Origin of the sequence: Sinorhizobium alkalisoli, assembly GCF_008932245.1 — a bacterium.
Lineage (GTDB): Bacteria > Pseudomonadota > Alphaproteobacteria > Rhizobiales > Rhizobiaceae > Sinorhizobium > Sinorhizobium alkalisoli.
Genome location: NZ_CP034910.1, coordinates 394,575 through 421,323, shown reverse-complemented (window position 1 = coordinate 421,323; position 26,749 = coordinate 394,575). Strand labels below are relative to the sequence as shown.

General features: G+C 60.9%; 26 protein-coding genes and 1 pseudogene. 16 read left to right on the top strand and 11 right to left on the bottom strand.

Annotated features, from left to right (window positions below; all coding sequences use genetic code 11):
- From EKH55_RS19600 to EKH55_RS19575, 6 genes are all read left to right on the top strand, one after another.
- The gene (locus EKH55_RS19600; protein ID WP_151612605.1) at positions 1-1,137 is read left to right on the top strand and encodes an extracellular solute-binding protein; all 1,137 of its coding nucleotides are present in this window, start codon (positions 1-3) and stop codon (positions 1,135-1,137) included.
- A 116-nt stretch (positions 1,138-1,253) separates the two neighbouring features.
- Positions 1,254-2,099 carry an ABC transporter permease gene (locus EKH55_RS19595; protein ID WP_151612603.1) on the top strand — a complete coding sequence of 282 codons (846 nt, stop codon included), beginning with the start codon at positions 1,254-1,256 and terminating at the stop codon, positions 2,097-2,099.
- Complete coding sequence (locus EKH55_RS19590) at positions 2,096-2,932, top strand: ABC transporter permease (protein WP_151612601.1); 837 nt, start codon at positions 2,096-2,098, stop codon at positions 2,930-2,932. Before EKH55_RS19595 ends, EKH55_RS19590 begins: the two co-directional genes overlap by 4 nt.
- A complete protein-coding gene (locus EKH55_RS19585; RefSeq protein WP_151612599.1) occupies positions 2,929-4,023 on the top strand; it encodes an ABC transporter ATP-binding protein in 1,095 nt (364 codons plus the stop codon). The genes EKH55_RS19590 and EKH55_RS19585 overlap by 4 nt, the downstream gene beginning before the upstream one ends.
- Before the next feature lie 164 nt (positions 4,024-4,187).
- Complete coding sequence (locus tag EKH55_RS19580; RefSeq protein WP_151612597.1) at positions 4,188-5,240, top strand: GlxA family transcriptional regulator; 1,053 nt, start codon at positions 4,188-4,190, stop codon at positions 5,238-5,240.
- 439 nt (positions 5,241-5,679) lie between these two features.
- Positions 5,680-6,114: a VOC family protein gene (locus EKH55_RS19575; RefSeq protein ID WP_151612595.1), complete on the top strand. Its 435-nt coding sequence runs from the start codon at positions 5,680-5,682 to the stop codon at positions 6,112-6,114.
- 90 nt (positions 6,115-6,204) lie between these two features.
- Here the strand turns inward: EKH55_RS19575 and EKH55_RS19570 are convergent, their stop codons facing one another.
- The 3 genes and pseudogenes from EKH55_RS19570 to EKH55_RS19560 all read right to left on the bottom strand — a co-directional run.
- Positions 6,205-7,077, bottom strand: coding sequence for an alpha/beta fold hydrolase (locus EKH55_RS19570; RefSeq protein WP_069456461.1), 873 nt, complete (start codon positions 7,075-7,077; stop codon positions 6,205-6,207).
- Positions 7,074-7,655 (bottom strand): glutathione S-transferase N-terminal domain-containing protein, encoded by a 582-nt coding sequence (locus tag EKH55_RS19565; protein ID WP_151612593.1) that lies wholly within the window; start codon positions 7,653-7,655, stop codon positions 7,074-7,076. The genes EKH55_RS19570 and EKH55_RS19565 overlap by 4 nt, the downstream gene beginning before the upstream one ends.
- Before the next feature lie 94 nt (positions 7,656-7,749).
- Positions 7,750-7,907 (bottom strand): annotated as a pseudogene (locus EKH55_RS19560) (Y-family DNA polymerase); the annotation flags it as partial.
- 309 nt (positions 7,908-8,216) lie between these two features.
- Between EKH55_RS19560 and EKH55_RS19555 the strand changes: the two are divergent.
- Positions 8,217-8,588 (top strand): ArsR/SmtB family transcription factor, encoded by a 372-nt coding sequence (locus tag EKH55_RS19555; protein WP_207543999.1) that lies wholly within the window; start codon positions 8,217-8,219, stop codon positions 8,586-8,588.
- Positions 8,589-9,233: 645 nt separating this feature from the next.
- Here the strand turns inward: EKH55_RS19555 and EKH55_RS19550 are convergent.
- The 3 genes from EKH55_RS19550 to EKH55_RS19540 all read right to left on the bottom strand — a co-directional run bounded on the left by EKH55_RS19550 (position 9,234) and on the right by EKH55_RS19540 (position 10,948).
- A complete protein-coding gene (locus EKH55_RS19550) occupies positions 9,234-9,590 on the bottom strand; it encodes a type II toxin-antitoxin system HicB family antitoxin (RefSeq protein WP_069456458.1) in 357 nt (118 codons plus the stop codon).
- The gene (locus tag EKH55_RS19545) at positions 9,587-9,841 is read right to left on the bottom strand and encodes a type II toxin-antitoxin system HicA family toxin (protein WP_069456457.1); all 255 of its coding nucleotides are present in this window, start codon (positions 9,839-9,841) and stop codon (positions 9,587-9,589) included. Before EKH55_RS19545 ends, EKH55_RS19550 begins: the two co-directional genes overlap by 4 nt.
- 207 nt (positions 9,842-10,048) lie before the next feature.
- Positions 10,049-10,948, bottom strand: coding sequence for a LysR family transcriptional regulator (locus EKH55_RS19540; RefSeq protein ID WP_151612591.1), 900 nt, complete (start codon positions 10,946-10,948; stop codon positions 10,049-10,051).
- 190 nt (positions 10,949-11,138) lie between these two features.
- Between EKH55_RS19540 and EKH55_RS19535 the strand changes: the two genes are divergently transcribed.
- The 7 genes from EKH55_RS19535 to EKH55_RS19505 all read left to right on the top strand — a co-directional run bounded on the left by EKH55_RS19535 (position 11,139) and on the right by EKH55_RS19505 (position 20,483).
- Positions 11,139-11,861 (top strand): isochorismatase family protein, encoded by a 723-nt coding sequence (locus EKH55_RS19535; RefSeq protein ID WP_151612589.1) that lies wholly within the window; start codon positions 11,139-11,141, stop codon positions 11,859-11,861.
- Positions 11,862-11,918: 57 nt separating this feature from the next.
- Positions 11,919-14,000, top strand: coding sequence for a hydantoinase/oxoprolinase family protein (locus EKH55_RS19530; RefSeq protein ID WP_151612588.1), 2,082 nt, complete (start codon positions 11,919-11,921; stop codon positions 13,998-14,000).
- Positions 14,001-14,017: 17 nt separating this feature from the next.
- Complete coding sequence (locus EKH55_RS19525; RefSeq protein ID WP_151612586.1) at positions 14,018-15,820, top strand: hydantoinase B/oxoprolinase family protein; 1,803 nt, start codon at positions 14,018-14,020, stop codon at positions 15,818-15,820.
- A 71-nt stretch (positions 15,821-15,891) separates the two neighbouring features.
- On the top strand, positions 15,892-17,391 hold the full coding sequence (locus tag EKH55_RS19520) for an NCS1 family transporter (RefSeq protein ID WP_069456462.1): 1,500 nt from the start codon (positions 15,892-15,894) through the stop codon (positions 17,389-17,391).
- A gap of 208 nt (positions 17,392-17,599) precedes the next feature.
- Entirely contained in the window at positions 17,600-18,634 is a 1,035-nt protein-coding gene (locus tag EKH55_RS19515) for a GlxA family transcriptional regulator (RefSeq protein WP_151612585.1), read from the top strand.
- 287 nt (positions 18,635-18,921) lie between these two features.
- Positions 18,922-19,482, top strand: a complete 561-nt coding sequence (locus EKH55_RS19510; RefSeq protein WP_151612583.1) for an isochorismatase family protein — start codon at positions 18,922-18,924, stop codon at positions 19,480-19,482.
- Positions 19,479-20,483 (top strand): GlxA family transcriptional regulator, encoded by a 1,005-nt coding sequence (locus EKH55_RS19505; RefSeq protein ID WP_069460928.1) that lies wholly within the window; start codon positions 19,479-19,481, stop codon positions 20,481-20,483. The genes EKH55_RS19510 and EKH55_RS19505 overlap by 4 nt, the downstream gene beginning before the upstream one ends.
- A gap of 124 nt (positions 20,484-20,607) precedes the next feature.
- Here EKH55_RS19505 and EKH55_RS19500 read toward each other — a convergent pair whose 3' ends face one another.
- Positions 20,608-21,051, bottom strand: coding sequence for a MarR family winged helix-turn-helix transcriptional regulator (locus EKH55_RS19500; RefSeq protein WP_151612581.1), 444 nt, complete (start codon positions 21,049-21,051; stop codon positions 20,608-20,610).
- 51 nt (positions 21,052-21,102) lie between these two features.
- Complete coding sequence (gene maiA, locus EKH55_RS19495; RefSeq protein ID WP_246231945.1) at positions 21,103-21,741, bottom strand: maleylacetoacetate isomerase; 639 nt, start codon at positions 21,739-21,741, stop codon at positions 21,103-21,105.
- Between the two features lie 89 nt (positions 21,742-21,830).
- Between maiA and hmgA the strand changes: the two genes are divergently transcribed.
- Together hmgA and EKH55_RS19475 are read left to right on the top strand one after the other, a co-directional pair.
- Positions 21,831-23,195, top strand: a complete 1,365-nt coding sequence (hmgA, locus tag EKH55_RS19490; protein WP_151612580.1) for a homogentisate 1,2-dioxygenase — start codon at positions 21,831-21,833, stop codon at positions 23,193-23,195.
- Positions 23,196-23,655: 460 nt separating this feature from the next.
- Positions 23,656-24,336 carry a cupin domain-containing protein gene (locus EKH55_RS19475; protein WP_151612578.1) on the top strand — a complete coding sequence of 227 codons (681 nt, stop codon included), beginning with the start codon at positions 23,656-23,658 and terminating at the stop codon, positions 24,334-24,336.
- A 23-nt stretch (positions 24,337-24,359) separates the two neighbouring features.
- Here the strand turns inward: EKH55_RS19475 and EKH55_RS19470 are convergent, their stop codons facing one another.
- From EKH55_RS19470 to EKH55_RS29465, 3 genes are all read right to left on the bottom strand, one after another.
- Positions 24,360-24,707 carry a hypothetical protein gene (locus EKH55_RS19470; protein ID WP_151612576.1) on the bottom strand — a complete coding sequence of 116 codons (348 nt, stop codon included), beginning with the start codon at positions 24,705-24,707 and terminating at the stop codon, positions 24,360-24,362.
- 231 nt (positions 24,708-24,938) lie between these two features.
- Complete coding sequence (locus EKH55_RS19465; protein WP_151612574.1) at positions 24,939-25,796, bottom strand: EAL domain-containing protein; 858 nt, start codon at positions 25,794-25,796, stop codon at positions 24,939-24,941.
- A 57-nt stretch (positions 25,797-25,853) separates the two neighbouring features.
- Complete coding sequence (locus EKH55_RS29465) at positions 25,854-26,543, bottom strand: hypothetical protein (protein WP_192803841.1); 690 nt, start codon at positions 26,541-26,543, stop codon at positions 25,854-25,856.
- Between the last annotated feature and the right edge of the window lie 206 nt (positions 26,544-26,749).

The following is a 26,749-nucleotide window of genomic DNA, read 5'->3' as shown; positions in this document are numbered from 1 at the left end:
ATGACCCACAAGGGCACTTCGGCAGGGCGTCCGACGCGACGCGAATTTTTAAAGAGTGCAACCGTTGTCGGCGGTGGGCTTTTGGCAACGCCGTATCTCGGCAGGCTTGCCTTCGCCGCACCGGTCGAGCTCAACATGCTCGCTTGGTATGGACACGCCGAGCCCGATGTTGTTGCCGAATTCGAGGCTGAAAACAACGTCAAGTTCAAGCCGAAATACTATACCGGCGGCGACAACATGCTGGGGCTCATCGCGCAGTCACCTCCCGGCACCTTCGATGTCATCCTTTCCGACGCCGAATATGTGCAGCAGCTCAATGCTGCCGGCTACATCGAGGAGCTCGATCCGAAGGATTATGACTTCGACGACTATTTCCCCGAATTCCAGCAATTCGCCGGCCATTGGCAGGACGGCAAGCTCTATTCGGTGCTCACCCGCTTCGGCTTTCTGGGTGTCGCCTATAACACCGAGGCGCTGACCGAAAAGGAAGCCTCTACGTACAACGTCTATTGGGCCGAGAAGCTGAAGGGCAAGGTTGGGCACTTCGACTGGCACCTGCCCAATCTCGGCCAGATCGGCCTGCTCGAAGGCAACGCCTCGCCCTACGACATCGATGAGACGGCCTGGGGCAAGCTGCAGGAGAAAGTGACGACGCTGCGTCCGCAGATTGGCGGCTTCTTCGACTATGGCGGCACCTTCTCGTCGCTGCAGAACGGTCAGATGCTGGCCATGGCCGGCATCGGCGACTGGATCACCGGTACGCTGGAGAAGGACGGCGCCAAGGTACGCAGCGTCATCCCCGAAGAGGGTGGCCTGCAGTGGACCGAATCCTTCTCGATCGGCAAGGGCTCGACCAAAGCGGAGCTCGCCAGAAAATGGATCCAGTACATCACCTCGGCTCAAGGCCAGGTGAAGTCTGCGAACATGGCGGCCTATCCGGCGCTAATCCCAAACCAGAAGGGGTGGGAATTGTTGGCGAAGGAAACGCCGGAGGAAGCCAAGCGTCAGGGTATGATGCTCAGTGAGAGCAACGTCATGGACCTGATCCGCAACGGCCGCATCAAGTACCGGCAGTTACCGGTTCAGCAGAGCCTCGAGGATTGGAACGACTTCTGGTCGGAATACAAGGGCTCTTGAGCGGCGCGCCGAAAGGCTTGCATGCCGCAACCGTTTGCGGGCGCCCATCCGGTCATTCCGACAATCAATTCAGCGCGGCCTGGGCCGCGCGCTCGTGTGAGCATGGAACCGACACGATGCGGAAATCGATCACTCTCTACGGATTGACCTTCTCGCTGCCGATGCTGGTCTGGCAGGTGATGTTCTTCCTCGCGCCGCTGCTGTTCCTGATCGCGCTCAGCTTCTGGACGGTCAAGAATTTCCGCATGGAACCGGACTTCGACACCGTCAACTGGGTCAGGATGCTCGGCCGCGGCGTCTTCTGGGATGCCTACCTGCGCACCTTCGCACTGGCCACATCGGCAGCCGTCATCTCCAGCGCGCTGGCCTTTCCCTGCGCCTATGCGATCGCCTTCAAGCTTTCGGATACCGCGCGGCGCTGGGCCATCTTCCTGATGGTCATCCCCTTCTTCACCAGCTATCTGGTGCGTGTCTATTCCTGGCAGATCTTCCTGTCCGATAACGGCATCATCAACGCCCTGTTAGCCCGGGTCGGGCTCGGGCCGTTCGGGATGCTCAATTCGGTGTTCGGGACGATGGTCGGCTATCTGACTCTGAGTTTCCCGCTGGTCGTGCTCCTGCAACTGTTCAGCCTGATCTTCGTTGACAGGACGCTGATCGAGGCGGCGCACAACCTGCGCTGCGGGCGCGTGCGCACCGTCTTCGAGGTCATCGTGCCGTCGGCCAAGATCGGCCTCGTCATCGCCGCTCTGTTCTGCTTCATCCTGACCTTCGGCGACTTCGTCAGCCCCCTCTACCTGGGCGGCGGCGACCCGCCGACGCTTTCCATCCTGATCACCGACACCACCAAATCGGGTCAGCAATGGCCGCGGGCGGCAGTGATTGCCCTCACGATGATCGCAACGCTGCTCGCGGTCGCCTTCGCTGCGGTGAGCTATGCCTACAAGGAGCGCGGACAATGAGTGGCTTCAACCGCAACCGCCTGATCGACTGGGCACTGAAGTTCTACGTGTTGCTGGCCTTCGCCTTCATCTTTGCGCCGATCGCCGCAAGCTTCGTCTTCTCCTTCAACGTCGACCGTTTCCCCTCGCTTCCGCTCGGCGGCTTCTCGACCATTTGGTACGAGACCGTGGCCGCCGATCCGCTTGTCTGGGAAGGGCTGCGCAACACGCTGACGGCCGGTCTGGTAGTGTCGGTGTTGGCGACGGCCATCGGCTTCGGCGCCGCCTATACCGACTTTCGCTACAAATTCTTCGGCAAGACCTTCTACGTGGCGCTGGCGCTGCTACCGCCAACCATCCCGGTGGTCATCCTGGGTCTTGCGATGCTCGCCTTCCTTTCCAACATCAGCCTGTCGGGCGCCATCCATTCGGTCATTATCGCCCATGTGGTGATGTGCGCCCCTTTCGCCATGGCCATCGTGCGGCTGCGGCTTTCGCAGATGGATCCTTCTCTGGAGGCAGCGGCATGGAACCTCGGCGCGTCTGAATGGATGGCGATGAGCCACGTCATCATCCCCTTCTGCCGGCCGGCGATCTTTGCGGCGTTGTTCATCACCATGGCAGTGTCCTTCGACGAGTTCGCCGTCGCCTGGTTCGTCTCGGGCCTCAATGAGACGCTGCCCGTCAAGGTGCTCGGTTTCCTGCAGGGGCAGGTCAGTCCACGCATCAATGTCATCGGCACCTTTGTCTTCATCGCCTCGATGACGCTGGTGGTGCTTGCTCAGATCCTCCTCATGAAACGCAGCGGTGCGCCCAAGGCGGCCGCCGACCTAGCCGGAGTACAGGTGTCATGACCGACAAGGCTCTCGTTGTCTTCGACTGTGTCGTCAAACGGTTCGGCAGTTTCGTTGCCGTCGAGAAGACCGATTTCGAAATCCGCAAGGGCGAGTTCCTCGCCATCATGGGCTCCAGCGGTTGCGGCAAGACCACGACGCTGCGCATGCTGGCCGGCCTCGAAGCGCCGAGCGAAGGCGAGATCCGTCTCGCCGGAAAGCGCATCAACGACCTGCCGACCTGGCGACGCGATACGCCGATGGTGTGGCAAAGTCTCGCGCTGTTCCCGTTCCTGACCGTGCGCGAGAACGTCGAGTTCAGCCTTCGCATGCGCGGCGTGGACAAGGCCGGGCGCCGCAAGCGCGTCGACAAGTGGCTGGAGCGGATGCAGATCACCGAATTCGCCGACCGCAATGTGGCGCATCTTTCGGGCGGCCAGCGCCAGCGCGTCGCGCTCGCCCGCTCGCTGGTGACGGAGCCGGAAATCCTGCTCCTCGACGAGCCGTTGTCGGCGCTCGACGCGCATCTCAAGGTACGCATGCAAACGGTACTTTCCAACCTCCAGCGGGAGCTCGGCATCACCTTCGTTTATGTCACGCACAGCCAATCGGAAGCTTTCTCGATGGCCGACCGCGTCGTGATCATGAGCCGTGGGCGGATCGAGCAGATCGGTAATCCGCAGGAAATCTATCGCGCCCCGCGCACCAGATTCGTCGCGGAATTCCTGGGCTCGTCCAACATCTTCGCCGGCAACGTGTCAGGCGTTAACGGCAGGACGGCGAAGATCGCGACGCCCGCCGGCGAATTCATCGTCGCGCCCGACATGGTCAAGCCCCTCGCCAAGGGGGAAAGGGCGACCTTCGTGGTCTCGGGCGACCGGGTGCATCTCGGCTGTGAGCCACCGGCCGATGGATACAACGGCATAGAAGCCTCGGTGGTGGGTGAGGAGTTCGTCGGTGCCACGGCGGTAATTCATCTCGAAGGCACAGGGCGCATCGAGATCAAGGCCCAGAAGAGCCACGACGAACTCGAGCACCTCAATTTGTCGCCGGGTGCCAAGATCTGGGTGTCTTGGCGTCCCGAGGCCGCGCACATTCTGCCGTGCGAATAGATTTGCGCCTGCGCGTGCGGTCCTGCCGGCCGGCAGCGCAAACACAGTCAGAGCGGAAATTCATTGGCCGCCTAGTGGTCTCGCGACATGTCTCGGCCTGCGCGCCGGCTGCCTATCCTTATTCACGTTCGCCCGCCACCACATAAGTAGAAGGGCCAGAAAAAATGGAACGTTCGGTTCAATCGTTGTCATCGGAGGCCGTCCCCCGGCCGCGTCGGCTGAGAATCGGCTTCGTCCTCGCGCGATCCTTCACGCTGTCGGCCTTCGCCCTGTTCGTCGACACCCTGCGCCTGGCAAGCGACCAGCTCGACCGATCAGGCCGGGTGCTCGCGGATTGGCAGGTGCTCGGCAGCACCAGGCACCTGATCACCTCGAGCTGCGGCGTTCAGGTTGCCCCCACTTCGGACTTCGTCGATCCTCGTCAATTCTATATTGCAGTCGTCGGAGGCCTGCTTACCGTCGAGCAGCCAGTTGACCATGAAACCATTCGGTTTCTCAAACTCACCGCTTCCAAAGGGGTGCCCTTGCTCGGTCTGTGCACCGGTTCTTTCATTCTCGCCGAAGCCGGCCTGATGAAAGGACACGAGACCTGTGTGAGCTGGCTTCACTTTCATGAGTTCCGCGAACGTTTTCCCGATCATGACGTGCGGCCGGACCGGCTGTTCAACCTGGAGCGCAAGCGCGGCTCGTGTGCAGGGGGAAGCAGTGCCGCCGACCTCGCCGCCGCACTGGTGAGACGACATATCAGCCGGGATGCCGAGCGAAATGCGCTCGAAGTGCTGCAGATCGAAAAGGCCCGTTCCCAGTTCGACATCCAGACGCGACAGCCGCTTTGCGAGCATTTCAACGACTCCCGTGTCGCGGCCGCGCTGATCACCATGGAGCAGCATCTTGAAGGCGGGATTACCATTGATGGGCTTGCCGCCTCGGTCGGGCTCTCGAGACGCCAACTGGAGCGGCTGTTCACCGAAAAGGCGCGGATGTCGCCCGCGCTGGCGTTCCGTCGCCTCCGGTTGGACCGGGCGAGGCAGATTCTGCTGACGAGCAAGAAGCCGATCATCGAGGTTGCGCTCGATGTCGGCTTTGTGAACACGTCCCACTTTACCAAGGAGTTTCGGCGCACCTACGGCACGACGCCCGCAGAAATCCGAGATTCCGCAGCACGCAATCGAGAAGCGCCCGGAGAGACCGCTCTATACGAGATGCGTTCCATCTAAGTCGTCGTCTTGATTGCCATGCAGTGCGCATTGGCATTGTTGTGTGTGCCGAGTATGAACGGCAGCCCTGCTGTAGGGTATAGCTGGCAACCAACCGGAGGAAGCGGCAGCGGCGCTCTGAAAATGCGGCGTCGTGGCCGACCATATGCATCATCCGCCTGTTGGGGGGCTGGCGCGACAATGATGTGCTTCCATCAAGGCAGGCCGGGCTGTTCGCGGTGCTCTCATTCGCAGTCCTTGGGGATTCGTGCCTGCGCGGCGGCCCGAGGCGTCTCAGGCAAATGTCAAGATAACCGGCTTGAAGGATCTCGTGGCTGTTCTCGCCGACCGGTGAAGGGACCGGCTCGTTCCGAGCCCAAGAAAAATCTGCTTCCAACACTAGGCTGGCAGTGAGTCAATGCTGCGACATGGCATAGCTCGATCGGATGGAGGAATGATCATGAAGGCACGGATATCTGTCCTGACGCTTGGCGTCGCCGACCTGGAACGGTCGCTTGCGTTCTATCGCGACGGTCTGAACCTGCCCACGCAAGGGATCGTCGGCCGCGAATTCGAGCATGGCGCCGTGGCGTTTTTCGATCTCGCGAGCGGCATGAAACTGGCAATCTGGGCGCAGGACGACCTGGCGCATGACAGCGGCTTGCCGAAGGCCCCATCCAGCGCGACGTCGTTCTCGATCGGCCATAATGTCTCCCGCCGAAGCGAAGTGGACGAGGTCATGGAAGAGGCAGCCGGTGCCGGCGCGCGGATCGTAAAACCTGCCGAAAAGACATTCTATGGTGGATATGCCGGATATTTCACCGATCCAGACGGGCATCTGTGGGAGGTCGTGTGGAACCCGGCCAATCTGCCGCCCGAAGGCTTGGGTGATTGATCGGCCCTACGACAAGCTCGACCTCGCGCTTGTCCGGTGGCGGGACCCGAACGCCGTCATAAAAGTCGGCACGATTCGATATCTCCACCGTCACTTGGTCTTGTCTCGCTTGAAGGGACTTCGTTCCCCGACTTGTTCGTCGATAGCAGAAATGATCTCTTCCCAATCTCCGGGATGAATTTCATGGCCGCCACCTTCGATCTTCATGAAGTTCGCATTCGCTACCGCTCGCGCGAGGGCCTCCCCGTGTTCAACTGGAAAAACCGGATCGGCCGTGCCATGAACGACGAGAAGGGGCACTTTTATTTGGTTCAGGCGGCCCTGCCACCTCTCGCCGACCTCAAAGAGGATGCTGTGGTTGGTGGCGCTGAGATAGCCTCCGGACCGGTCGAAATCCCGTTCGATGAAGGCGCGGGTCCCGGCTTCGTCGAACGGATGCGCCGTCCCGGCAGTCAGGCGCGCGTCCTCGACCAGGTACGCGACCGCGTCTGCCCGGTCCGACCAGTCCGCCTCCACGGACATATGTTCCATCCAAGCCTCGCCGCTGGCCGGAAGGTCGGACGTGTTCACTCCCACCGGCGACGTGCTCACCGCCGTCAGGGAAAGCATGCGTTGCGGACTCTTCAGCGCAGCGACTTGGCCCACCATGCCGCCCAGGGAAAAGCCGACGATATGGGCTTTCGAAATCCCGTAGCCGTCGAGAACGCGGAAAACGTCATCGACGGCGTCGTCGAAGGTGTAGCCCGGCTGACCGGGGGGATATTTCGTCGAAAGACCGGAATCACGCTGGTCATAGCGGATGACGAACCGGCCCCGCTCGGCAAGCCGATGACAGAATTCGTCTGGCCACCACAGCATGGACGCCATTCCGCCCATGATGAGAAGTAGCGGTGGATGGGTTGGATTGCCGAAGTTCTGCGTCGCGAGCTCGACCCCATCAGTGCGAATGACTAGCTCACTCATGCGAGGCCCTCGCGGCGCAGCGCCGCTTGCACCGCAGGCCGCTGTTCGATCCGTGCGATGTAATCGCCAAACGGTTCGGGCAGAGGGAACCCGAGTTGCGCCGCACCCCACGCCAATTGGAAGAGATAGGCATCCGCAACCGTAAAGGTCTCTCCGAAAAGGTAACCCCGATCCAATCGGCCCGCGAGGAACCCAAACCAGTGCAATATTTGCTGGCCGGTCAGCCCCCTGACTTCCTCCGGAAGCGACAAGTAGGTGGGAAAGCGCTTGTGAATCTCGGTCGCGATGAGGCTCAGCATCTCGAGCAGGCGGTACCGACCCAGTTGACCATGCGGCGCGAGCTCCGGTGCGCGATCGGCGATCAATGCCAGGATCGCGACATTCTCGGTCAGTACCTCACCATCGTCAAACATAAGGGCAGGCACATAGCCCGTCGGGTTGATGTCCGTGTAACGGCCGCCGCCTTCAATCTGTTTAGTCTCGAGGTCGACCTTGACCAAGTCGAACTGAATTCCAGCCTCCAGCATCGCGATATGGTCGGCCAAGCTGGTGAAACCGGGCGCTGAGTAGAGCTTCATCGATCCGACTCCTTCGCTAATGATTGCAAACTACAACTGGTTGCAAAATAGATAGATCGCTTCGACAATGCAAGCGGTTTTGGAAGGACGACGAATGGTGTCACCGAAGGGATCGCCGAATGGACACCGAACTTCCGTGCCTCGTAGCTGGGGCGGCCATGACACCACGGGCCGCAGGATGACCGACGGCACCGGCAGGCCCCTGAGTTCCGGATTGTCGCGCTGTTCGACGGACGCGTAGAAGGCATCCATGTCCACGTGAACGATCTTGCGCGGCCGCTCGCTGCCTTCGTCGGTTGTCGTAGCCTAGCTTCCATCAGGACTACTTATATCGCCCAGACAAGGGAAGTGCGCGCCGCATTTGTCACCCTCCGGCGTCTGCATGCGCTCGCAGCCCATTGCCATGCGGAGTTAGCGGAGACCAGTAGATGCGAGGCGGTCTGATGGAGGAGGAATGGAAATCACTGCGGGGCCTGCTTCCCTCCAAATCCCGCCACCATCTGGCAGCGATGTCGCTTCAACCTCTTGACATGTGTCTGAATGTGCACATATGCATATATCATGACGCAGAATTCCACCGCACCCGATAGCTCCTGCATTTCTCGCCAAGCTGCGGCCGACAGAGTTGCCGGCATCCTTGATGCGCAGTTCTTCCGCGCCCTGTGCGAACCTGTCCGTATCGAGATTATATTGGTCCTGATCCGGAAGGGTCGATCGGATGTCGGTGCCATTGCTGAAGAGCTTCCGCAAGACCGCTCGGTGATCTCGCGGCACCTTCAAGTGCTCGAACGCGGGGGGATCGTGTGCGCCAGTCAGGAAGGGCGGCATGTGTTCTATGAACTTGACGCTCTCGCCAGCATCCAGCGCTTTGAGGCAATCCTGGGCCAGCTCAAGGCTGTGCTGCCGCTATGTTGCCCGGCCGAGCCGCGATAGGTCGATTGAATTTTACCATAAATATGCATAAGGACGCATGGATGCACGTAATAATCATTGTTCTGGCGCAGACACGGATCGCAAGCGCCATGCTGATCACCGCAATAACTCTCGTTGGCTGCGTAAGCTCAGGCATTCCAATCGCTTCTGGCCAGTTGGCGGTGCATCCCTACCGCACCGATCCGTCTTGCCGCCGCGTGGAGCCGCTCTGGAAGTTCGACGCCCGATGTGACCACCCTGTGGTCGGGATCAGAAATTTCTACGCTCCCTTTCCATTCTGAAGAACGCTTACCGCGACGTTCCCCGCAAAAGAGGCACATTTCGAATGACGACTGTTCCAAGTCTGATGCACTGGTCAATGGAGCAGGGCAGGCGGGCCTTGCGGCCGCCTTGGCACCTACACGGGTGAAACGGCTCTTTACGAGATGCGCTCCATCTAAATAGTCTTCTTCTTCTTGATTGCTTCCCGGGTTCCATGCTTGTGCAGAGTACAAATGGCAGCCTTCCGTTGGCGGCGGAGTCAGCTGGCGTTCTCGTTCTGTGCTGCGAAAGTCGCATATGTATCGAATGGAACGCCAGTTCATCAGTTCATCGGAGTCGCCGGTGAGCGATATGGTGAACGGTTCTACGATGGCCGCAACGGTACTACGCTGACAGGCGTGCCTCGGAAAAGTGGTCGGCGGCTTTTTCCAGCACCTCTTCTGCCCACTGGTTGAGACTCTTTCCCGAAAGCTCAGCGGCGAGAGCTGCTCGGCGATGGACTTCGGGAGCGACACGAAACATCATCTTCCCAGAATAGGGTCGTTGAGGCTCTTTGCCGATTTTGTTGCAGGTCTCGAGGTAGTCATCGACTGCCTCTTGGAAGGCTTTCTTGAGTTCAGCGACGCTGTCACCGTGAAAGCCGATTACATCGGAGATACCTGCAATCTTGCCGAAAAACACTTCGTCCTCAGCGTCGTATTCGATGCGAGCGTGATAGCCGTTGTAGGTCATGGTGTTCATGGGGTTACTCCAATCTGCATCAGGAACTCGCGAGCATCGCGCACCTGATAGCGCTTTGCTTCCTTGTCCGGATGAGGTCGATGGAAGCTCGCAATGATGCCGTCCTTTTCAAACTTAACGCGGGAACCGTTTCCCTCGATTACGTTCGCTCCGACAGCTACAAGCAGGTTCTCTATAGCGGCCCATTCAATGGTTCCCGAGACCGGGTCCTTGAATACGGCCGCGAGGGTCTTTCTCTGCTTGCTGTTCATGCTAGCAAATATAAAGATGCTTGCTGATTATGCAAGCACAAAATCGTCAGCTGGATGGCGAACGAAGGTTCCTTCCCAAGATCGGAGAAGTCGCCGTGGCGGGGCAAATAATCACGGCCGACAATTCGTGCCCCTTCAAGGCGAGCGTCCTTCGTTGGACGGCGGTCTCCATATCAACCTGCTGGAGCTGAATCTGCGGCCGTTCTCTCAGATGCGCGGCGGCAGGTTCTTGGCAATGTCGACGAAATGACGGACCGACTTCGCCCGGTTGGAACGCTTCCACACAAGAATTGTCTGGATGCGGAAATCGGGATGCATGATCGGCCGCACCTCGACGTTGCGACCGAGGAAGCCGATCAGGCTTTCCGGGTAGACCGTGACGCCGAGACCTGCGGCTACCAGCCCCAGCAACGCTAGGGTGTTCGAGGCCTCAAGCGTGATGTTGAGCGGCACGCCTTCGGCAGAGAACATCTCGTTGAGCCGCCAGCGATAAGCTTCCCACTCGATCATGTCGCCGAGGATGAGGTTGTAGTCGGCGAGGTCTGCCGGCCTGATCTCGGGTCTGTGGAGTAGCGCATGATTCCGCGGAGTAACAACGTAGAGCGGGTCCGAGGTGAGCAGCAGACTGTGAAAGTCGGTATGGTCGAACGGCCCGATCATATAGCCGACGTCGACCTCGTCATCGGCCAGGGCAAGCTTCTGCCCCTGTGTGCGGATGTAGCGAAGGTTCACCTCAACATGTGGATAGGCGTTGCGGAAGCGCAGCACCGCATTTGGCATCAATTCGGTCGCGGCGAACGCCATGTAGGCAACGCGCAGCTCACCGGTCTTGCCTTCGGCAACCAGGCGGGCAGCCTTCACCGAACGAGCATAATCGTGCATCAGCCGGGCGTTCTCCTCGTAGAAGCGGCGGCCAGCCGGCGTTAGCGACACTTCTCGCGTGCTGCGCTCAAAGAGAGCGAAACCCAGGAGATGCTCCAGCTTCTGGATGCGGCGGGTAAGCGCCGACTGATCGACATTCAGCCGTTCAGCGCTGCGGCGGAAGTTCAGTTCCTCTGCAACTATTAGGAAGGATTGGGTGAGCTCAAGTCCGGCTTCGAGATCCATGGCCAAGCAATCTCAGGGTTTTGGTCGTTTTTATATTGATGCATAGCGCGCAACAATAATTGGCGAAAGACCATTTCCGAATTTCTCGGCTGAACGGCATTCTCGCTCGTAGATAACCGGAACCGAAAACGGCAAACGGTCATCGAAACCGGATCAGGCGGCCAGCGCCGCGTAGTCGAGAGGAAACCTCATGAGCAATGTCGACAACAAAGAACTTGACCGCATGCTGAAGCAGGCGTTCGACGCTTCCACCAAGATCTATCAGGAGCGCGGCTTCCAGCGGCGGGTCGGCTTCGGCAGCCGTCCCGCGCTGGTCAGCGTCGATCTCGCCAATGCGTGGACCCGGCCCGGCAACCCGTTCACCTGCGACCAGGAGGCGATGGACAAGGAGATCATCCCGGGCATGCAGCGGCTGCTCAAGGCCTGCCGCGACAATGGTCACCCGGTGATCCATGTCACCACCGCCTATGAAATCACCGACCGCGACGCCAGTTTCACCGACATGGGTCTCTGGCACTGCAAGATCCCGATCGACGTGGTCAACCTCAAGGACAAGGAGCTGTGGGCGATCGACTCGCGCATTGCTCCGGTCGAAGGCGAATATACGCTTCTGAAGAAGCGCGCGAGTTCGTTTCATGGAACCGGCCTCGCCGGCATCCTGCGTGCGGCCGGCGTCGACACCATCCTTGTGACAGGCGTGACCGCGACGGCCTGCGTGCGCACTACCATCTGCGACGGCCTTGCCGACGGCTTCCGTACGATCGCCGTACGTGAGTGCATTGGCGACCGCGTACCGGGTGCCGTCGCCTGGAACCTCTACGACATCGACGCAAAGTTCGCCGATGTCCACAGCGTCGATGAATGCGTGCAGTACCTCAACACCGTCAAAGCCACCCTCGCGGCGGCCGAGTGACCTAGAAGCGTGCGCGCCCGCCAGCGGCGCGCACATTCACATACAGGGAGGAAAATCATGGCCCGTATCGGCGTAGACGTCGGAGGAACGAATACCGATCTGGTGCTCGAATGCGCCAAAGGCGTGTTCTATCACAAGGTTCCAACCACGCTGAAGAATCAGTCTATCGGCGTGGTCGAAGGCGTGAAGCACATTTGCGAGCTGGCCGGCATTGGCGCGTCCGATGTCGATCTCATCGTGCATGGCACGACCACCGCAACGAACATTACTATCGAGCATAATGGCGCCGAAACCGGCATGCTGACGACGCGCGGTTTCCGCGACATCTTGCATATCGGGCGTCACAAGCGCCCGTATAATTTTTCGCTGCACTTCACGGTGCCGTGGCAGAGTCAACCGCTGGTGAAGCGGCGCAACCGCATCGCGGTTAGTGAGCGTATTGTCCCGCCAAACGGCGAGGTCGAAACCGCGCTCGACGAGGGCGAAGTGCGTGCGGCCGCCCGCCTCTTCAAGAGGCGCGGCATCCGTTCGATCGTTGTCGGCTTTATGTTCTCCTTCCTTAACGACGCACATGAGCGCCGGGCCAAGGAGATCATTCTCGAGGAGATGCCCGACGCCTACGTGACGCTGTCGAGCGAGGTTGCCAATGTGATGCGCGAATACGAGCGCTTCTCGACGGCGGCGATGAACAGCTATGTCGGGCCCAAGACCGCCTTTTACCTGCGCGACCTGGAATCCAAGCTGCGCGAGGCGGGCGTATCGGCCAAGCTGCGCATCATGCAGTCGAACGGCGGCGTCTCAACGGTCGAATCCTGCGCGGCGCGCCCGATCAGGATTCTGATGTCGGGCCCGGCGGGCGGCGTTATCGGCGGCGCTTCCGAGGGCGAAATGGCTGGTGAGAGGAACATCATTACTGTCGACATAGGCGGTACTTCGGCCGACATCAGCACCATTCCCGACGGTCGTTTGAAGATCATGAACCCGCGCGATACCTACGTGTCGGGACATCCCGTGCTGACCCCGATGATCGATCTGGTGACGATCGGTGCCGGCGGCGGTTCGGTTGCCTATATCGACGAGGCGGGTGCCTTCAATGTCGGGCCGCGCTCGGCGGGCTCTGAGCCGGGACCTGCCTGCTACGGCCGCGGCGGCACCGAGCCAACGGTGACCGACGCGCAGATCGTGCTCGGCCGCCTCGACCCTGACCTCGTGCTTGGCGGTGATCTCAAGCTTGATCCTGCGCTCTCGCACAAGGCTATCGAGGAGAAGATTGCCAAGCCGCTCGGCATGTCGGTCAAGGACGCAGCACTCGGCATTCTCAAGATCATCAACTCGAACATGGCGCTCGCCATCCGATCCAATTCGGTGGCCCGCGGCATCGATCCCCGAGAGTTCTCTATCCTGCCCTTCGGGGGGGGCGGCCCGCTGCATGGCGTGGCCCTTGCCGAGGCTGTCTACGCCAAGGATGTCATCGTGCCCGTGGCGCCCGGCATCACCGCGGCCGTCGGCCTGCTTAAGACCGACCTGCAATATGAGCACACCGAAGCGGTCATCGTTGAACTCAATGCGGCGACCGACAGCCAACTCGCCCGCATCAATCATGCCGCCAGCCGCCTGCGCGAGCGGGTCATGGCCGAGCTCGACGACGATGGCATTCCGCGCGAGCGCCAGCATGTCGAAGTCGTCGCCGAGTGCCGCTACCACGGCCAGGGCTTCGAACTGCGCGCCACCATGCCGGACGGCCCGATGACCCAAGCCAACAAGGCTGCGGTAGTCACCAGCTTCCACGACCAGCACCAGCTCGACTACGGCTACAGCTACCGCGACGCGGAGGTGGAACTGATCACCCTGCGTGTCATCGGCAAGGCTTCGGTCGACCGGTTGCATGTGCCGAAGCTCAGGCCGACAGACGGCTTGGATATCGATCGGGCTCTCAAGTTCGTGCGGTCGACCACATTCGATGATGGCAGCACGCTGGAGACGCCGCGCTATGACAAGGCGAAGCTTCTTGCCGGCGACCTGGTTCCCGGACCAGCGATCATTGTCCAGCATGATTCAACCACGCTCGTGCCCCCTGGCTACGTCGCCCAGGTGCTCGACTACGGCAACATGCGCGTCCACCGCGCCGGCGTTGCCTGATCAGGGAGGTAATTCAGATGAACAGCATGGCAAGCGCCGTGGCGGCGAAGGCAGTTCCCGCCGAAATCGACCCGATCACGCTGCAGGTAATCCGCGGCTCGTTTGAAACCATTGCCGAAGAGATGGCGCATGTGCTCTACCGCATGTCGTTCTCTTCGATCATCCGGGAGTCGGAGGACCTCGGCGCGGGCCTGTTCGACGTCGACTTCAACACGCTCTGCGAGTCGGAATCCACGCCGATGCATATTGGCTCCATCCCGGGATATCTGCGTGGCATACAGGCGACGCTCGAGGACGGCGTATGGTTCGAGGGCGATGTGGTCGTCCACAACCACCCCTATCATGGTTCGAGCCACACGCCCGACCTGGCCATCGTCGTCCCGGTTTTCTATCGGGGGAGGCTCGTCGGCTTCGCCGGCAACACGGCGCACCATGTCGACATCGGCGCCGCGACACCGGGTCTGATCATTGACGTGCCCGACGTCTTTGCCGAGGGGATGCTGTTTGCCGGCACCAAGCTCTACCGCAAGGGCCAGCCGAACAATGCGATGTGGAATTTCATCCGCAACAACAGCCGCGCGGCGCAGCAACTGGTCAGCGACATCGAGGCCCAGGTCGCCTCCGCCCGCCTCGGCGCCAGACGCTTCATCGAGCTGATCGAGAAGTTCGGCGAGGACACGGTCTTCCAGGCGGCCAACCAGCTGATGGATTATGCGGAACGCATGATGCGGCAGCGCATCGCCGCGATCCCGAACGGCGAATATGTCGCCGAGGGCTGGCTCGACGACGACGGGCGCAACCGCGACCAGCGGCTCAGGGTCAAGGTGACGGTCCGGGTGAGGGACGACGAACTCGACGTCGACCTGACCGGCTCGGCCGACCAGACGCCAACCGCCTATAACGTGCCCTTCGAAGGCTCGACCAAGGTGGCCGCCTATGCGGCGTTCCGCAAGCTGCTGCTCGATGCTTACACGTCTGAGGTCAGAGTGCCCTCCAACGAGGGCTCTTTCCGGCCGATCAACGTGATTGCGCCGCTGGGCTCGATCTTCAACCCGAAGCCTCCAGCCTCGGCCGAGGCGCGATTCACCCAGTGCAACCGGATGATCGATCTCATTATCCGCGCGCTCGCGCCGGTGATGCCGGACACGGTGATCGCCGGAAGCTCGGCTTCGATCTCGTTCGCCGCCTATTCGGGTGTGCGCCCGAGCGGTGACTACTGGGTGTTCCTCGAAGTCAACGAAGGCGCCTATGGTGGCCGACCGCGATCCGACGGTCCCGACAGCATCGACAACCTCATGGCGAATACACGCAACAACCCGCTCGAGGATCTCGCCATGCATATCCCGATGATCTGCGACCGCTACGAGCTTCGCGATGACGTGCCGCCCGGTGCCGGCGAGTTCCGCGGTGGTCTTGGCGTGGTCAAGGCGCAGCGTATGCTCACCGATGGCTTCATCACCCATGAATCGGAACGCCACAAGGACGCACCCTGGGGCATCTTTGGCGGCACCGACGGCGCAGTCGGCAAATGCCTGATTTACAACGCGGCGGCGCCTTCGGATGCACGGGAGATGCACTCGAAGTTTTCGGGGCTGGCGGTCAAGGCCAACGACACCATGGCCTACTCCAGCCCGAATGGCGGTGGCTACGGCTCACCGTTGAAGCGACCGGCCCAGAAGGTGCTCGAGGACGTGCTCGACGGCTTCTATTCGGCCGAGCACGCCCGCCAGGTCTACGGCGTCGTCGTTGATCTCGATAATGAGACGGTCGACGTCGAGGCCACGGCCAGACAGCGAGCAGCGCTCGCCAGGGCTTCATAGCAAGAGCAATCAGAAATTCGGGGCGCATGGGGAACGCGCGCCCCGATATGCCATCTATGGTGGAGGACATCATGACAATTACTGCGCAATACACGCAGTCCGCGCAAGAGCGGAATGCGCTCATTGAAGAATCGATTTTGCCGACGGCACTCAACCAGCGTCCCATCAGCATGCTCGGCTACGCCTGGATCTGGGTCGGCATTGCCGTCATCATCGCCACCTACTCATTGGGAGCGACCGGCATTGGCGGCGGAATTTCCCTTGGGATGGTTGTGTTTACGATCTTCCTCGCCAATGTCGGTATCGGCCTGTTCATGCTCTTGACCGCCGATATCGGCACGGAGCACGGCCTATCCTTCGCCGTCTATCTGCGCGCGCCGTTCGGCGTACGTGGTACGCACCTGCCGGCAATCTCGCGTGGGCTGGTCGCCGCAATGTGGTTCGGAATCCAGACCTACCTCGGCGCATTGGCCCTGAACGGAATAGGCTCGCATTTCCTCGGCTTCGACAACTGGTTCGCCTGGTATGTGGCCTTCGGTATCGTTCAGGTGGTCAACACGGCCTGCGGGATCAAATCGATCGAACGCCTCGCGGCCCTCGCCGCTCCGTGCATCATCGGCATCTCGGTTTGGATGTATTTCACCCTCGAGGGCATCGCCCAGACGAAAGGCCTGAATATCTGGAACTTCCACGCAGAAGGCCGCATGTCGCTTCTGGTGCTGTTCATCGCCAATCTAGGCTTCTGGTCGACGATGGCGATCGATATCCCGAATCTGACCCGCTTCGTGAAGACCGAGTCGGGTGCGAGGCCCTTCTTCGAGCGCAACAAGAACATCTTCGCCGCGCAACTCATCGCCCTTCCGGTGACACAGGCGATGATTGCCGGCATCGGCGGCGTGTCGTTCATCGCCACCGGCAGTTGGAACCCTATCGAGGTGATCCAGGGGCAAAGCCAGGGCTTTTCGCTCATCCTGCTGCTGGTGCTGGTCGTTCTTGCGCAGTGGTCGACCAACACGGCAGCCAATTTGGTACCGTCGGCGCTGACGCTGGTTAATCTGTCGCCTCGTTACATCAACTACAAGCTTGGCGTTGTGCTTGCCGGCATCATCGGTACGCTATGCTTTCCGTGGCAGATCCTGAATAATCTCTTCGTCTTCCTCGGATACTACGGCGCTTTCTTGTCGGCTATTGGTGGCATCATGACGGCAGACTACTACCTGATCCGTCGCCGCCGTGTGAACGTGCCCGACCTTTACAACATGAAGGGCCAGTTTCGTTACGCCGGCGGGGTCAACTGGGCAGGTATCGTCTCCTGGATCGGAGCGGGCGGCATGGCTGCCTGGTACTCCGACTATGCCTTCATCATCGGTTTCCCGCTGGGACTGGTGCTCTACTACGTGCTGATGAAGGCGTTTGTGCTGCCTTCCAATCCGCAGCAAGAGCTTTCCAGCGGCTATTCAGATCGCTTTCTCGGAACTTCGGTCGGCATGAGCTGGGTTCATCTCGGCGAGGGCCAATTCCAGCGCGTGGCGACCGCCGAGCTCAAGAGCGGTGGCCGCGAGGACCTCTAGCCCGTTGCGAGCGGCTTCCCACGCCGCACTCAGGCGGCGTGGGAATTTTTGGCTACAGGGGGTTGTTTCTCCGCAGCCCAATGACTGCACCGACCGCCGGCACGCCGGTTACGCCATCGAACAGCTGTTCAGTCACGCGTTCGCGATGGCCATTCTTTCGCCTGCTGTGAGTTGACTTGGAGGCGCCGGATCAGAGGAGCAAAGTAAAGTGGGACACGTTCAAGCGGCCAGAGCCGCCCCGCAAGCGCACCGTCTGAAGATCGGCTTCGTCCTCGCGCGTTCCTTCACGCTGTCGGCCTTCGCCCTGTTCGTCGACACCCTGCGCCTGGCGAGCGACCAGCTTGATCGGTCAGGCCGGGTGCTCGCGGATTGGCAGGTGCTCGGCAGCACCAGGCACCTGATCACCTCGAGCTGCGGCGTTCAGGTTGCCCCCACTTCGGACTTCGTCGATCCTCGTCAATTCGATTATATTGCAGTCGTCGGAGGCCTGCTTACCGTCGAGCAGCCAGTTGACCATGAAACCATTCGGTTTCTCAAACTCACCGCTTCCAAAGGGGTGCCCTTGCTCGGTCTGTGCACCGGTTCTTTCATTCTCGCCGAAGCCGGCCTGATGAAAGGACACGAGACCTGTGTGAGCTGGCTTCACTTTCATGAGTTCCGCGAACGTTTTCCCGATCATGACGTGCGGCCGGACCGGCTGTTCAACCTGGAGCGCAAGCGCGGCTCGTGTGCAGGGGGAAGCAGTGCCGCCGACCTCGCCGCCGCACTCGTGAGACGACATATCAGCCGGGATGCCGAGCGAAATGCGCTCGAAGTGCTGCAGATCGAAAAGGCCCGTTCCCAGTTCGACATCCAGACGCGACAGCCGCTTTGCGAGCATTTCAACGACTCCCGTGTCGCGGCCGCGCTGATCACCATGGAGCAGCATCTTGAAGGCGGGATTACCATTGATGGGCTTGCCGCCTCGGTCGGGCTCTCGAGACGCCAACTGGAGCGGCTGTTCACCGAAAAGGCGCGGATGTCGCCCGCGCTGGCGTTCCGTCGCCTCCGGTTGGACCGGGCGAGGCAGATTCTGCTGACGAGCAAGAAGCCGATCATCGAGGTTGCGCTCGATGTCGGCTTTGTGAACACGTCCCACTTTACCAAGGAGTTTCGGCGCACCTACGGCACGACGCCCGCAGAAATCCGAGATTCCGCAGCACGCAATCGAGAAGCGCCCGGAGAGACCGCTCATGCGCGGTAAGTCGTTGGTGCCGGTCGTTCTATCGCATTCCGTGCCGGCAATACTCGAGTGACCAGATGCCTTGCATCTGGTCCGCTTTATCCGGAGTTCAGGAGCCTTCCTGCAGCAAGTGTGACTGTAATTCCCTGATTCGAAGTCACATAATGGTTCATCGCGAGTTGAAGCGTCGCCTTGTCGGGGGCGCGGGTAGAATGGCCGGATATGTCCGCCATTCGTCCAGCGGCGTGCTTTTGCCCTGTATAGGAAGGGCTATTTTCGGCTATCCTCAAAACTCGGGAGTATGAGAAATGTCCGATCAGAAAACGGCGCTGCTTGTCATCGACGCCCAGGAATCCTTCCGCCAGAGATCGTACTGGGATCCGGCGGAGGTGCCTTTCTATCTTGAGCGCCAGCAAGCGCTGATCGACGGGGCGTGTGCCGCAGGCATTCCCGTCGTGCGGATCTTCCATGTCGACGATGATGGGCCCTTCAGGCTCGAAAGCGGCCATGTGCGCACGCTCGAGGAATTGCGGCTCGAACCCGACGTCACGTTCCACAAGCACCGCCATTCGGCGCTGGTCGGTTCCGGTCTTGACGTCTGGCTGGTCGAGAACGGCATTCGCCGCCTGATTGTCTCCGGCATCCGCACCGAGCAGTGCTGCGAGACCACCACGCGGCATGCCTCGGACCTCGGCTGGGATGTCGATTTCGTCTCGGAAGCGACGCTGACCTTCCCGATGACCCATGCCTCGGGGGAGACCTTCGATGCCGCAGCGATTCGCAATCGCACGGAACTGGTGCTCGCCGGTCGCTTCGCCCGTATCGTGACCGTCGAGGAAGCACTGGAAAGAAAGGCGCTCGCCGCATGATCAGGACCGGCCCGGCAAACGAAGCGCAGATCATTCCGGTATTCACGCTGGTGCCGCCGGAGGCGCTGCTGATCGATATCGCCGGGCCGCTCGAAGTGCTGCGCTACACGAATCTCGAACAGCAATCGCTCCGCTTCGACTGCCGCTACATTTCCGCGACCCCAGGCCAGACGACCTCGATCGGGCTCAGGCTGGACGGTCTGGAGACGTTGCCGGAAAGGCTTCCGCCGGGGTCGATGCTGGTTATTTCCGGCAGTCTCTCGGTCGGCCGAGCCGAACTTGGCGCTTGTCCTCAGTTGCAGCACTTGCGCGACTGGCTGCGCAGGGCCGTGACCGCGGATACCCGGCTGGTAACGATCTGCTCCGGCGCGTTGCTCGCCGCTGCAGCCGGGCTGTTGGACAACCGGCAATGCACGACTCATTCGGATTGCATCGAGGAACTGCGGGCGATTGCGCCGACCGCCTCGGTGTTGGAGAACCGGCTCTATGTCGAGGACGGCAACCGTTTTTCGAGCGCCGGCATTTCCACCGGCATCGACCTCATGCTGCATGTAGTGGGACGGCTCACCTCCGCGCAAGTTGCGCTTGCCGTTGCCCGGCGCATGGTGATCTATCTGAGGCGCAGCGGCTCGGATCCGCAATTGTCGCCTTGGCTTTCCGGCCGCAATCACATCCATCCCGCAATCCACCGCATCCAGGACGCCGTGATGGGCGATCCGGCGCGCGACTGGAACCTCGGCGATCTGGCGCGGCTCGGGGCGCTGAGCGAACGTCACGTGACGCGGCTCTTTCGCGCACATACGGGCCTGTCGGTGACGGCCTATGTCAACGCCATGCGCGTCGCATTGGCCCGCGACCTGCTGACCCAGAGCCGTCTCGACATGGAGAGCGTTGCCGAACGTGCCGGCTTCTCCTCGACCCGGCACCTGCGCCGCGTCTGGGCCGCGCACAATGCCGCGCCGCCCAGTCGCTATCGCCGGGAGAGATTGGAGGACGCGTAATGCGCCGTCGAGTGCGGGGGCCATTGCGCCAGGCAGCAATCGCTTTCATCCCGCGAAATGCTGCGGCAAAGCCTTGTAGGCGGCAAAGCCCCGGGCAAGACCTTAAAAGAGCTTGTTCTTCGGCCTAGAGCTTCATCAGGAACTGCAGCGATCGGATGAGTTCCGAAGACACCCGATCGCCAAGTTCGGCTCTCAATTTTTCATCATACTCGTTCGCACGATGGCCAAGGTCTCTAAAGGCTGTTTGCCCCTTCTCGGTGAGGCTCAGGATCTCCGCGCGCCGGTCGTCCTCGCTTGGGGTGCGCAGGAGGAAGCCCTCGGATTCGAGCGCCGAGACTGCGCGGCTGACCTTGGTTTTCTCGACATGCGAGATGACACATATGTCCTTCGCCGTCATCGCACCAAATTTGCCGAGATTGGCCATCACCCGCCACTGGGTCCGCGTCATGCCGTAAAGGTTGCGGTAGACCGCCTGAAAGGAGCGCGAGGTCGCCTCCGCCGCCTGGTTCAGCATATAGGGAAGAAATCGCTCGAGATCGAAATCCGGATCCGTGTTCCGCTCTACCATTCCGACATCCATTGTCCTGCGGCGCGACCCTGCCACAGGATGGCAAACAAGTCACGATTCTACTCGGTCGGGATGCGCCGCAATGAAGGCGGGGATATCCTCAAGTCGCGATGAAAGAGCGTCCGTTTTCGGGAAGCGCTCCATCTCCACGCCCCAGCGACGGGCGTTATAGGTCTGCGGCACCAGGCAGATGTCAGCCAGGGTCAGGCTGTCGCCATGGCAGTAGAGATCGTCGGGGTCGTCTCCAAGCATCCCTTCGAAACCGGCCAGCCCATCGCTGATGAAATGCTTCATCCAGTCCTCGATCGTCGTGCCGCCAAGCGACACCGCATGCCGCGCGACGCGAAGATTGCATACCGGATGAATTTCCATGGCGATGGCATAGCTCAGCGCTCGCACCCTTGCCCTTCCGACCGGATCGGCGGGCAACCAGCCGGCGGACCGCGTTTCATTGAGATATTCGAGAATTGCCAGGGACTGGGTCAGTTCGACCTCGTCGATCGCGAGTGTCGGCACCAGACCCTGGGGATTGCGCGCCAGGTTTTCCTCACTCCGTTGCGCACCGGAAAGGAGATCGATGGGCCGGCTTTCGTAAGCCAATCCGAGCAGATTGAGCCCGATGCGGACGCGATAGGAGGCGGAGGACCGCCAATAATCAAAAAGCACGGCGTGGCTCATCTTCCATTCCATCCCTGCGCTCCGTCAAACTTTATCTTGACAAAGTTGCGAATGCAACTATCTACTCGGGGCTCCTGAGACAGAGCCTTTCGGAGCAGACGATGACTCACCATCCGCTTGCCCCCGGCATGATCCGGGCCCTCAGCAACACCGGTCCGCATGAAGGCTACATGCCCGGTTTCGGCAACGACTTCGAGACCGAAGCATTGCCCGGGGCGCTGCCGCAGGGCCAGAATTCACCGCAGAAATGCAATTACGGCCTCTATGCGGAGCAACTGTCCGGCACAGCCTTCACCGCCCCGCGCGGCCAGAACGAGCGCACCTGGTGCTATCGCATACGGCCGAGCGTCAAGCACACAACCCGGTTCGACAAGATCGACATTCCACACTGGAAGTCGGCGCCGCATATCCTTCCCGATGTCACCTCGCTCGGGCAGTACCGCTGGGACCCGATCCCGCATGCCGACGAAGACCTGACCTGGGTTACGGGCATGAAGACCGTCACCACCGCCGGCGATGTGAATATCCAGGCCGGCATGGCGGCCCATGTCTATCTCGTGACCCGATCCATGGCGGACGAATATTTCTATTCCGCCGACGGCGAACTGCTGGTCGTACCGCAGGAAGGCCGGTTGCGCTTCTCAACCGAGCTTGGCGTCATCGATCTGGAGCCGAAGGAGATCGCCATCCTGCCGCGCGGCCTCGTCTACCGCGTCGAGGTGCTGGAAGGCCCCTGCCGCGGCTTCGTCTGCGAAAACTATGGCCAGAAGTTCGACCTGCCCAATCGAGGGCCGATCGGGGCAAATTGCCTTGCCAATCCACGCGATTTCAAATGCCCGGTCGCAGCCTTCGAGGATCGCGAGGTTCCCTCGCGGGTCATTCTCAAATGGTGTGGCCAATTCCACGAGACGAAGATCGGCCATTCGCCGCTCGACATCGTGGCATGGCACGGCAATTACTGCGTATACAAATACGATCTGCGCACCTATGCGCCTGTTGGCGCGATCCTGTTCGATCATCCCGATCCGTCGATCTTCACCGTACTGACTGCGCCGTCGGGGCAAGAGGGCACGGCAAACATCGATTTCGTGCTCTTCCGCGATCGATGGATGGTCGCCGAGCACTCCTTCCGCCCGCCATGGTATCACAAGAACATCATGTCGGAGCTCATGGGCAATATCTATGGCGTCTATGACGCCAAGCCGCAGGGTTTTGCGCCGGGGGGCATGAGCCTTCACAATTGCATGTTGCCGCATGGACCGGATCGCAATGCTTTCGAGCATGGATCGAACGAGCCGATGGTGCCGCAGTTCCAGGCCGAAACCATGAGCTTTATGTTCGAAACCAGATTTCCGCAGCACCTGACGGAATGGGCGGTCAACAATGCTCCGCTGCAGGACGACTACATCGATTGCTGGGACTGCCTCGAGAAGAAGTTCGACGGCACGCCGGGCATCAAGCCCTGATCGCCCGACGCCGGTCGCCATACCGGAATGAGACTGGAAATCGACGAGGCCCCTGAAGCCTAGCTGAGCAGGGTGGAAAGCGCCAACCGCGCCGGAACGCAAGGGTGTCATCGCCCTTGCCGGAGCGCAGCCGCCGCCATGAGCGCAAGCTCATGCCCAGTTCCGGATTGAAGCGCCGGGCCAAAGCTCGAGGCGAATTCTTCAAGGCCCGCCCGCCTGATCGCGCTCGGCGTCGGCAAGGATCCGCTGCCGGTGTCGGCGGGTTATCTGGTGGGAGCCGAACGCGGCGTGATAGGCTCGGTGACCGGCTCCGCGTTCGAGAAGACGTTGGATTCCAGGGTACCGACCGCCGTGCGGCCGACGATCGAGACCATGCCGCTGGAGCGCCCAGGATGCTGTTCAAAAGATGAGGTCCGGTGACGCAAAGTTCGGATCGTGCTGACGATGGGGGACCAGACCAATGCGCATCAATGAAGACCTGGCAAGACCAGTGATCGTCCAAGCGGCTAAACTCGACTGGGTTCCAAGCCCTTCAGCGGGCGTCGATCGCCGCATGCTTTACCGCATCGGCGGGGAGGTCGCCCGCGCGACTTCCATCGTGCGCTACGTGCCGGGAAGCGCCTTCCCACGCCATGTCCATAGCGGCGGCGAGGAAATTCTCGTGCTCGAGGGAACATTCCAGGACGAGCATGGCGACTACCCGGCGGGGTGCTATTTCCGCAACCCGCCCGGCACCTCACATGTGCCGGCATCAAAAGACGGCTGCACGATCTTTGTGCGTCTCTGGCAGTATCGCGAGGGTGACGACGCGCAAATCGTTCGGCAGCCCGGCGAGGGCGAGGCAGCGCCGTTGCGCGAGGGGGCCGAGGCCGCGCGCGTGCTGTTCGATGATGGGAAGGAGCGCGTCTTAATCGAGGACTGGCGGCCGGGTTCGACGGTAATCGTTGAAAACCAGCGCGGTCTCGAGTTCCTCGTGCTCACCGGCAGCCTTACGGTTGGGAGCGAGCAACTAGGCCCGCAGAGCTGGGGCCGGATGCCCGCTGGCGAACCTCTTGAAGCGGGTGTTGGCTCCGAGGGAACGCAGATCTGGATCAAGGATGCGCCCCTTCAGCATCCAGACGTGCTGCAGATGCCCGCCTGAAACGGCGCTATGACCCTACCTGGTCAGCGAAGACGGCTATCGGACCTGGACTCGCGTGCCTTTGTCCGGGTGTGCGCAAATTCGCTCGGGCGATTGTTGTTGGCCGCGGTGATCTGTCTTAGCCGCCTTTTTACAACCTGTCCGTTCCGGTCCTCTCGAAGTTTCATGAGTCTCGCCGGCGGGTCGAGGAAGGTTACGAGCAGGAAGCCGACAGGCACGAGCAGGTAGGCCGGAATACCTGTGCCGGCACTTGCCAGAAACGCGATCGCCATGGCGATTGCAACGTAGACCGCGAATGCGAGCGGGCTGGCTAGCAGCCGAAAGGCGAAATCGGATGGGCGATTTTTTCGTTCGGTGAACGAGAAAGCCATTTCGGGGACTCCCAGATAGAACCTCAGTTCGTCATTGGCCGTTGCCCCCTCGGCGCTGATTCGCACCATATGGAACGGGCGAGCTGTTTGGCAACGACACTAGGACCTTTGGATGCAAAGATCGGACCAAGGTCCTACATGCTGCGGTTGTGGGAAAGGTCGTCGCGATCGACGCAAGGCGCGGTAACAGCCGTAGGTCTAGCCGTGATCTCTTATACCGCCGTGCGTCTTTCAGACGCGCAAAGGTCGCTGTGACTCTTTGAAGCTGCGCCTCGAGCTTTGCGGCAATCGGTTCCGATTTTCGGGCAGATGCGCGAGTAGATTCCCGCGTTGGACCAGCGGGCGATACGGCTCGGAAAATACGGGCGGCAGGGTAGGCTCCGACAGGAGAAGACCCTGCACATGGGTCGCCCCGGCGATCCTTGCTGCGTCAAGCTGCTCGTATGTCTCGATACCTTCGATTACCACGATCGATGCCGAGCGGGATGCCCGGGCAATAATGTGGCGGAGCATGGGCGCGGCGTCGCCCCGGCAATGCCGTACGAAAGATGCATCGACTTTGACAATGTCGACGGGGAAGGACGAGAGCGTGCCCGCGGTCGCGTGTTCGGTTCCGAACGCCTCTATCGCAATCCGGTACCCCAGCGCGCGGGCGCTCTGGAGCATCGCTGCCGAATGTGCCTTCAATGCAACGCTTCCCGTGACTTCGAGAACCATGCGCCGCGCCGCTGCCCGGTGCTTGAAGAGCAATGCGTACAAAGTCGCCGAGCTGTGCTTGTCGACCAGACCCGAAGCCTGGATGTTGCAGCCCAGCGCACATGACGGACGACGGGCCAGCCAGCCCAATGCAAGTTGGAGGAGATACCGGTCGAAGGCCGGGCCAACGCCCGAAATTTCGGGCATTGCCAATAGCTCTTCACTGGTTCGGATCGTGCCATCGGGCTCGGTGAACCTGCCCAGGCACTCCGAATAGAGGACCTTTGCCGGGTCGTCGACCGCGTTGATCTGCTGCAGGGAAAACCCGATCCGTTCTTGCCCCATCGCCTGCGACGCGCCGCCGCCTGCGAGGTCGAGTTGCTCTACGTTCATCAGTCGACCTCTTTCGTTCAGCTTCACCGGCGGCGCCCAATTGTCGATGGGTCAGGTTCACTCCGACGCTTCGAGCTCAGTGTCCGCAGGTTCGGGAAGCGTTTCGCGAATCTGGTCGATCTTGCCGACTGCGGGTCCAACGCCGAGGATCTCCTTGGCTTCAAGAAGCGCATCGTCGGTCACAACGCCTCCCTTGGTGAAACTCTCGAGCGCCTCCCGAAGCGCCTCGTCGCTGAGTGCCGGATCTGTCGGAACGGCGTCGGGACCGAACTCGGCTTCGAACTCGGCATAGGAAATCACATAGGCAGAGATCGCCGCCATGCGCGGATCGTTGGAGTTGAGATAGGCGTGATAATTCCTCTTCAGCGAACTCAGTCCGGCGGTGTCGCTCTTGACGCTCTTCGGCTTGATCGTTGCAACGCTTCCCGTTTTCGGGACCTTCGCGGATTTGATCGTCTTCTTGGTCTTGGTGCCCCGCGTGAAAAGCGACTTCAGGAGATCGCCAGCGTCTCGATTGCTCTTGCCTGCCTTGTCCTGTTTGCCGCCGGTGGAATGCCCTTTCCCGTGGCTCCCTCCATTGCCATTTCCTCCGCCCTTGCCGTTTCCTCCGCCGTTGCCATTGCCGCCGCCGCCGTTGCCGCCTTTGGCAAAAGCAAGTTCGGCGGTGCCCAAAGCAATGCTCGCCACTGGAGCAAGCGCGATGGCCAGGACGACGACGCTCCGCCCGATAGTCTTGGACACACTCATGCAGGCCTCCTTCGAATCAATTGCCCCTCTCTGCGGAGGGAACAGGCACAGTCGATCGGCTGCGACGGTAGCTCGCAAGACGGCAAGGCGCCACCGCTCCCGGACCATTGCCCTGGTCGGTAGGACTTAGGTCGCATCGGCCGTCGGGAAAAAGGTCCAATCCGTGGCGCGAACCATGGCATGCCATTGACCGCTTTTTCGCGGGC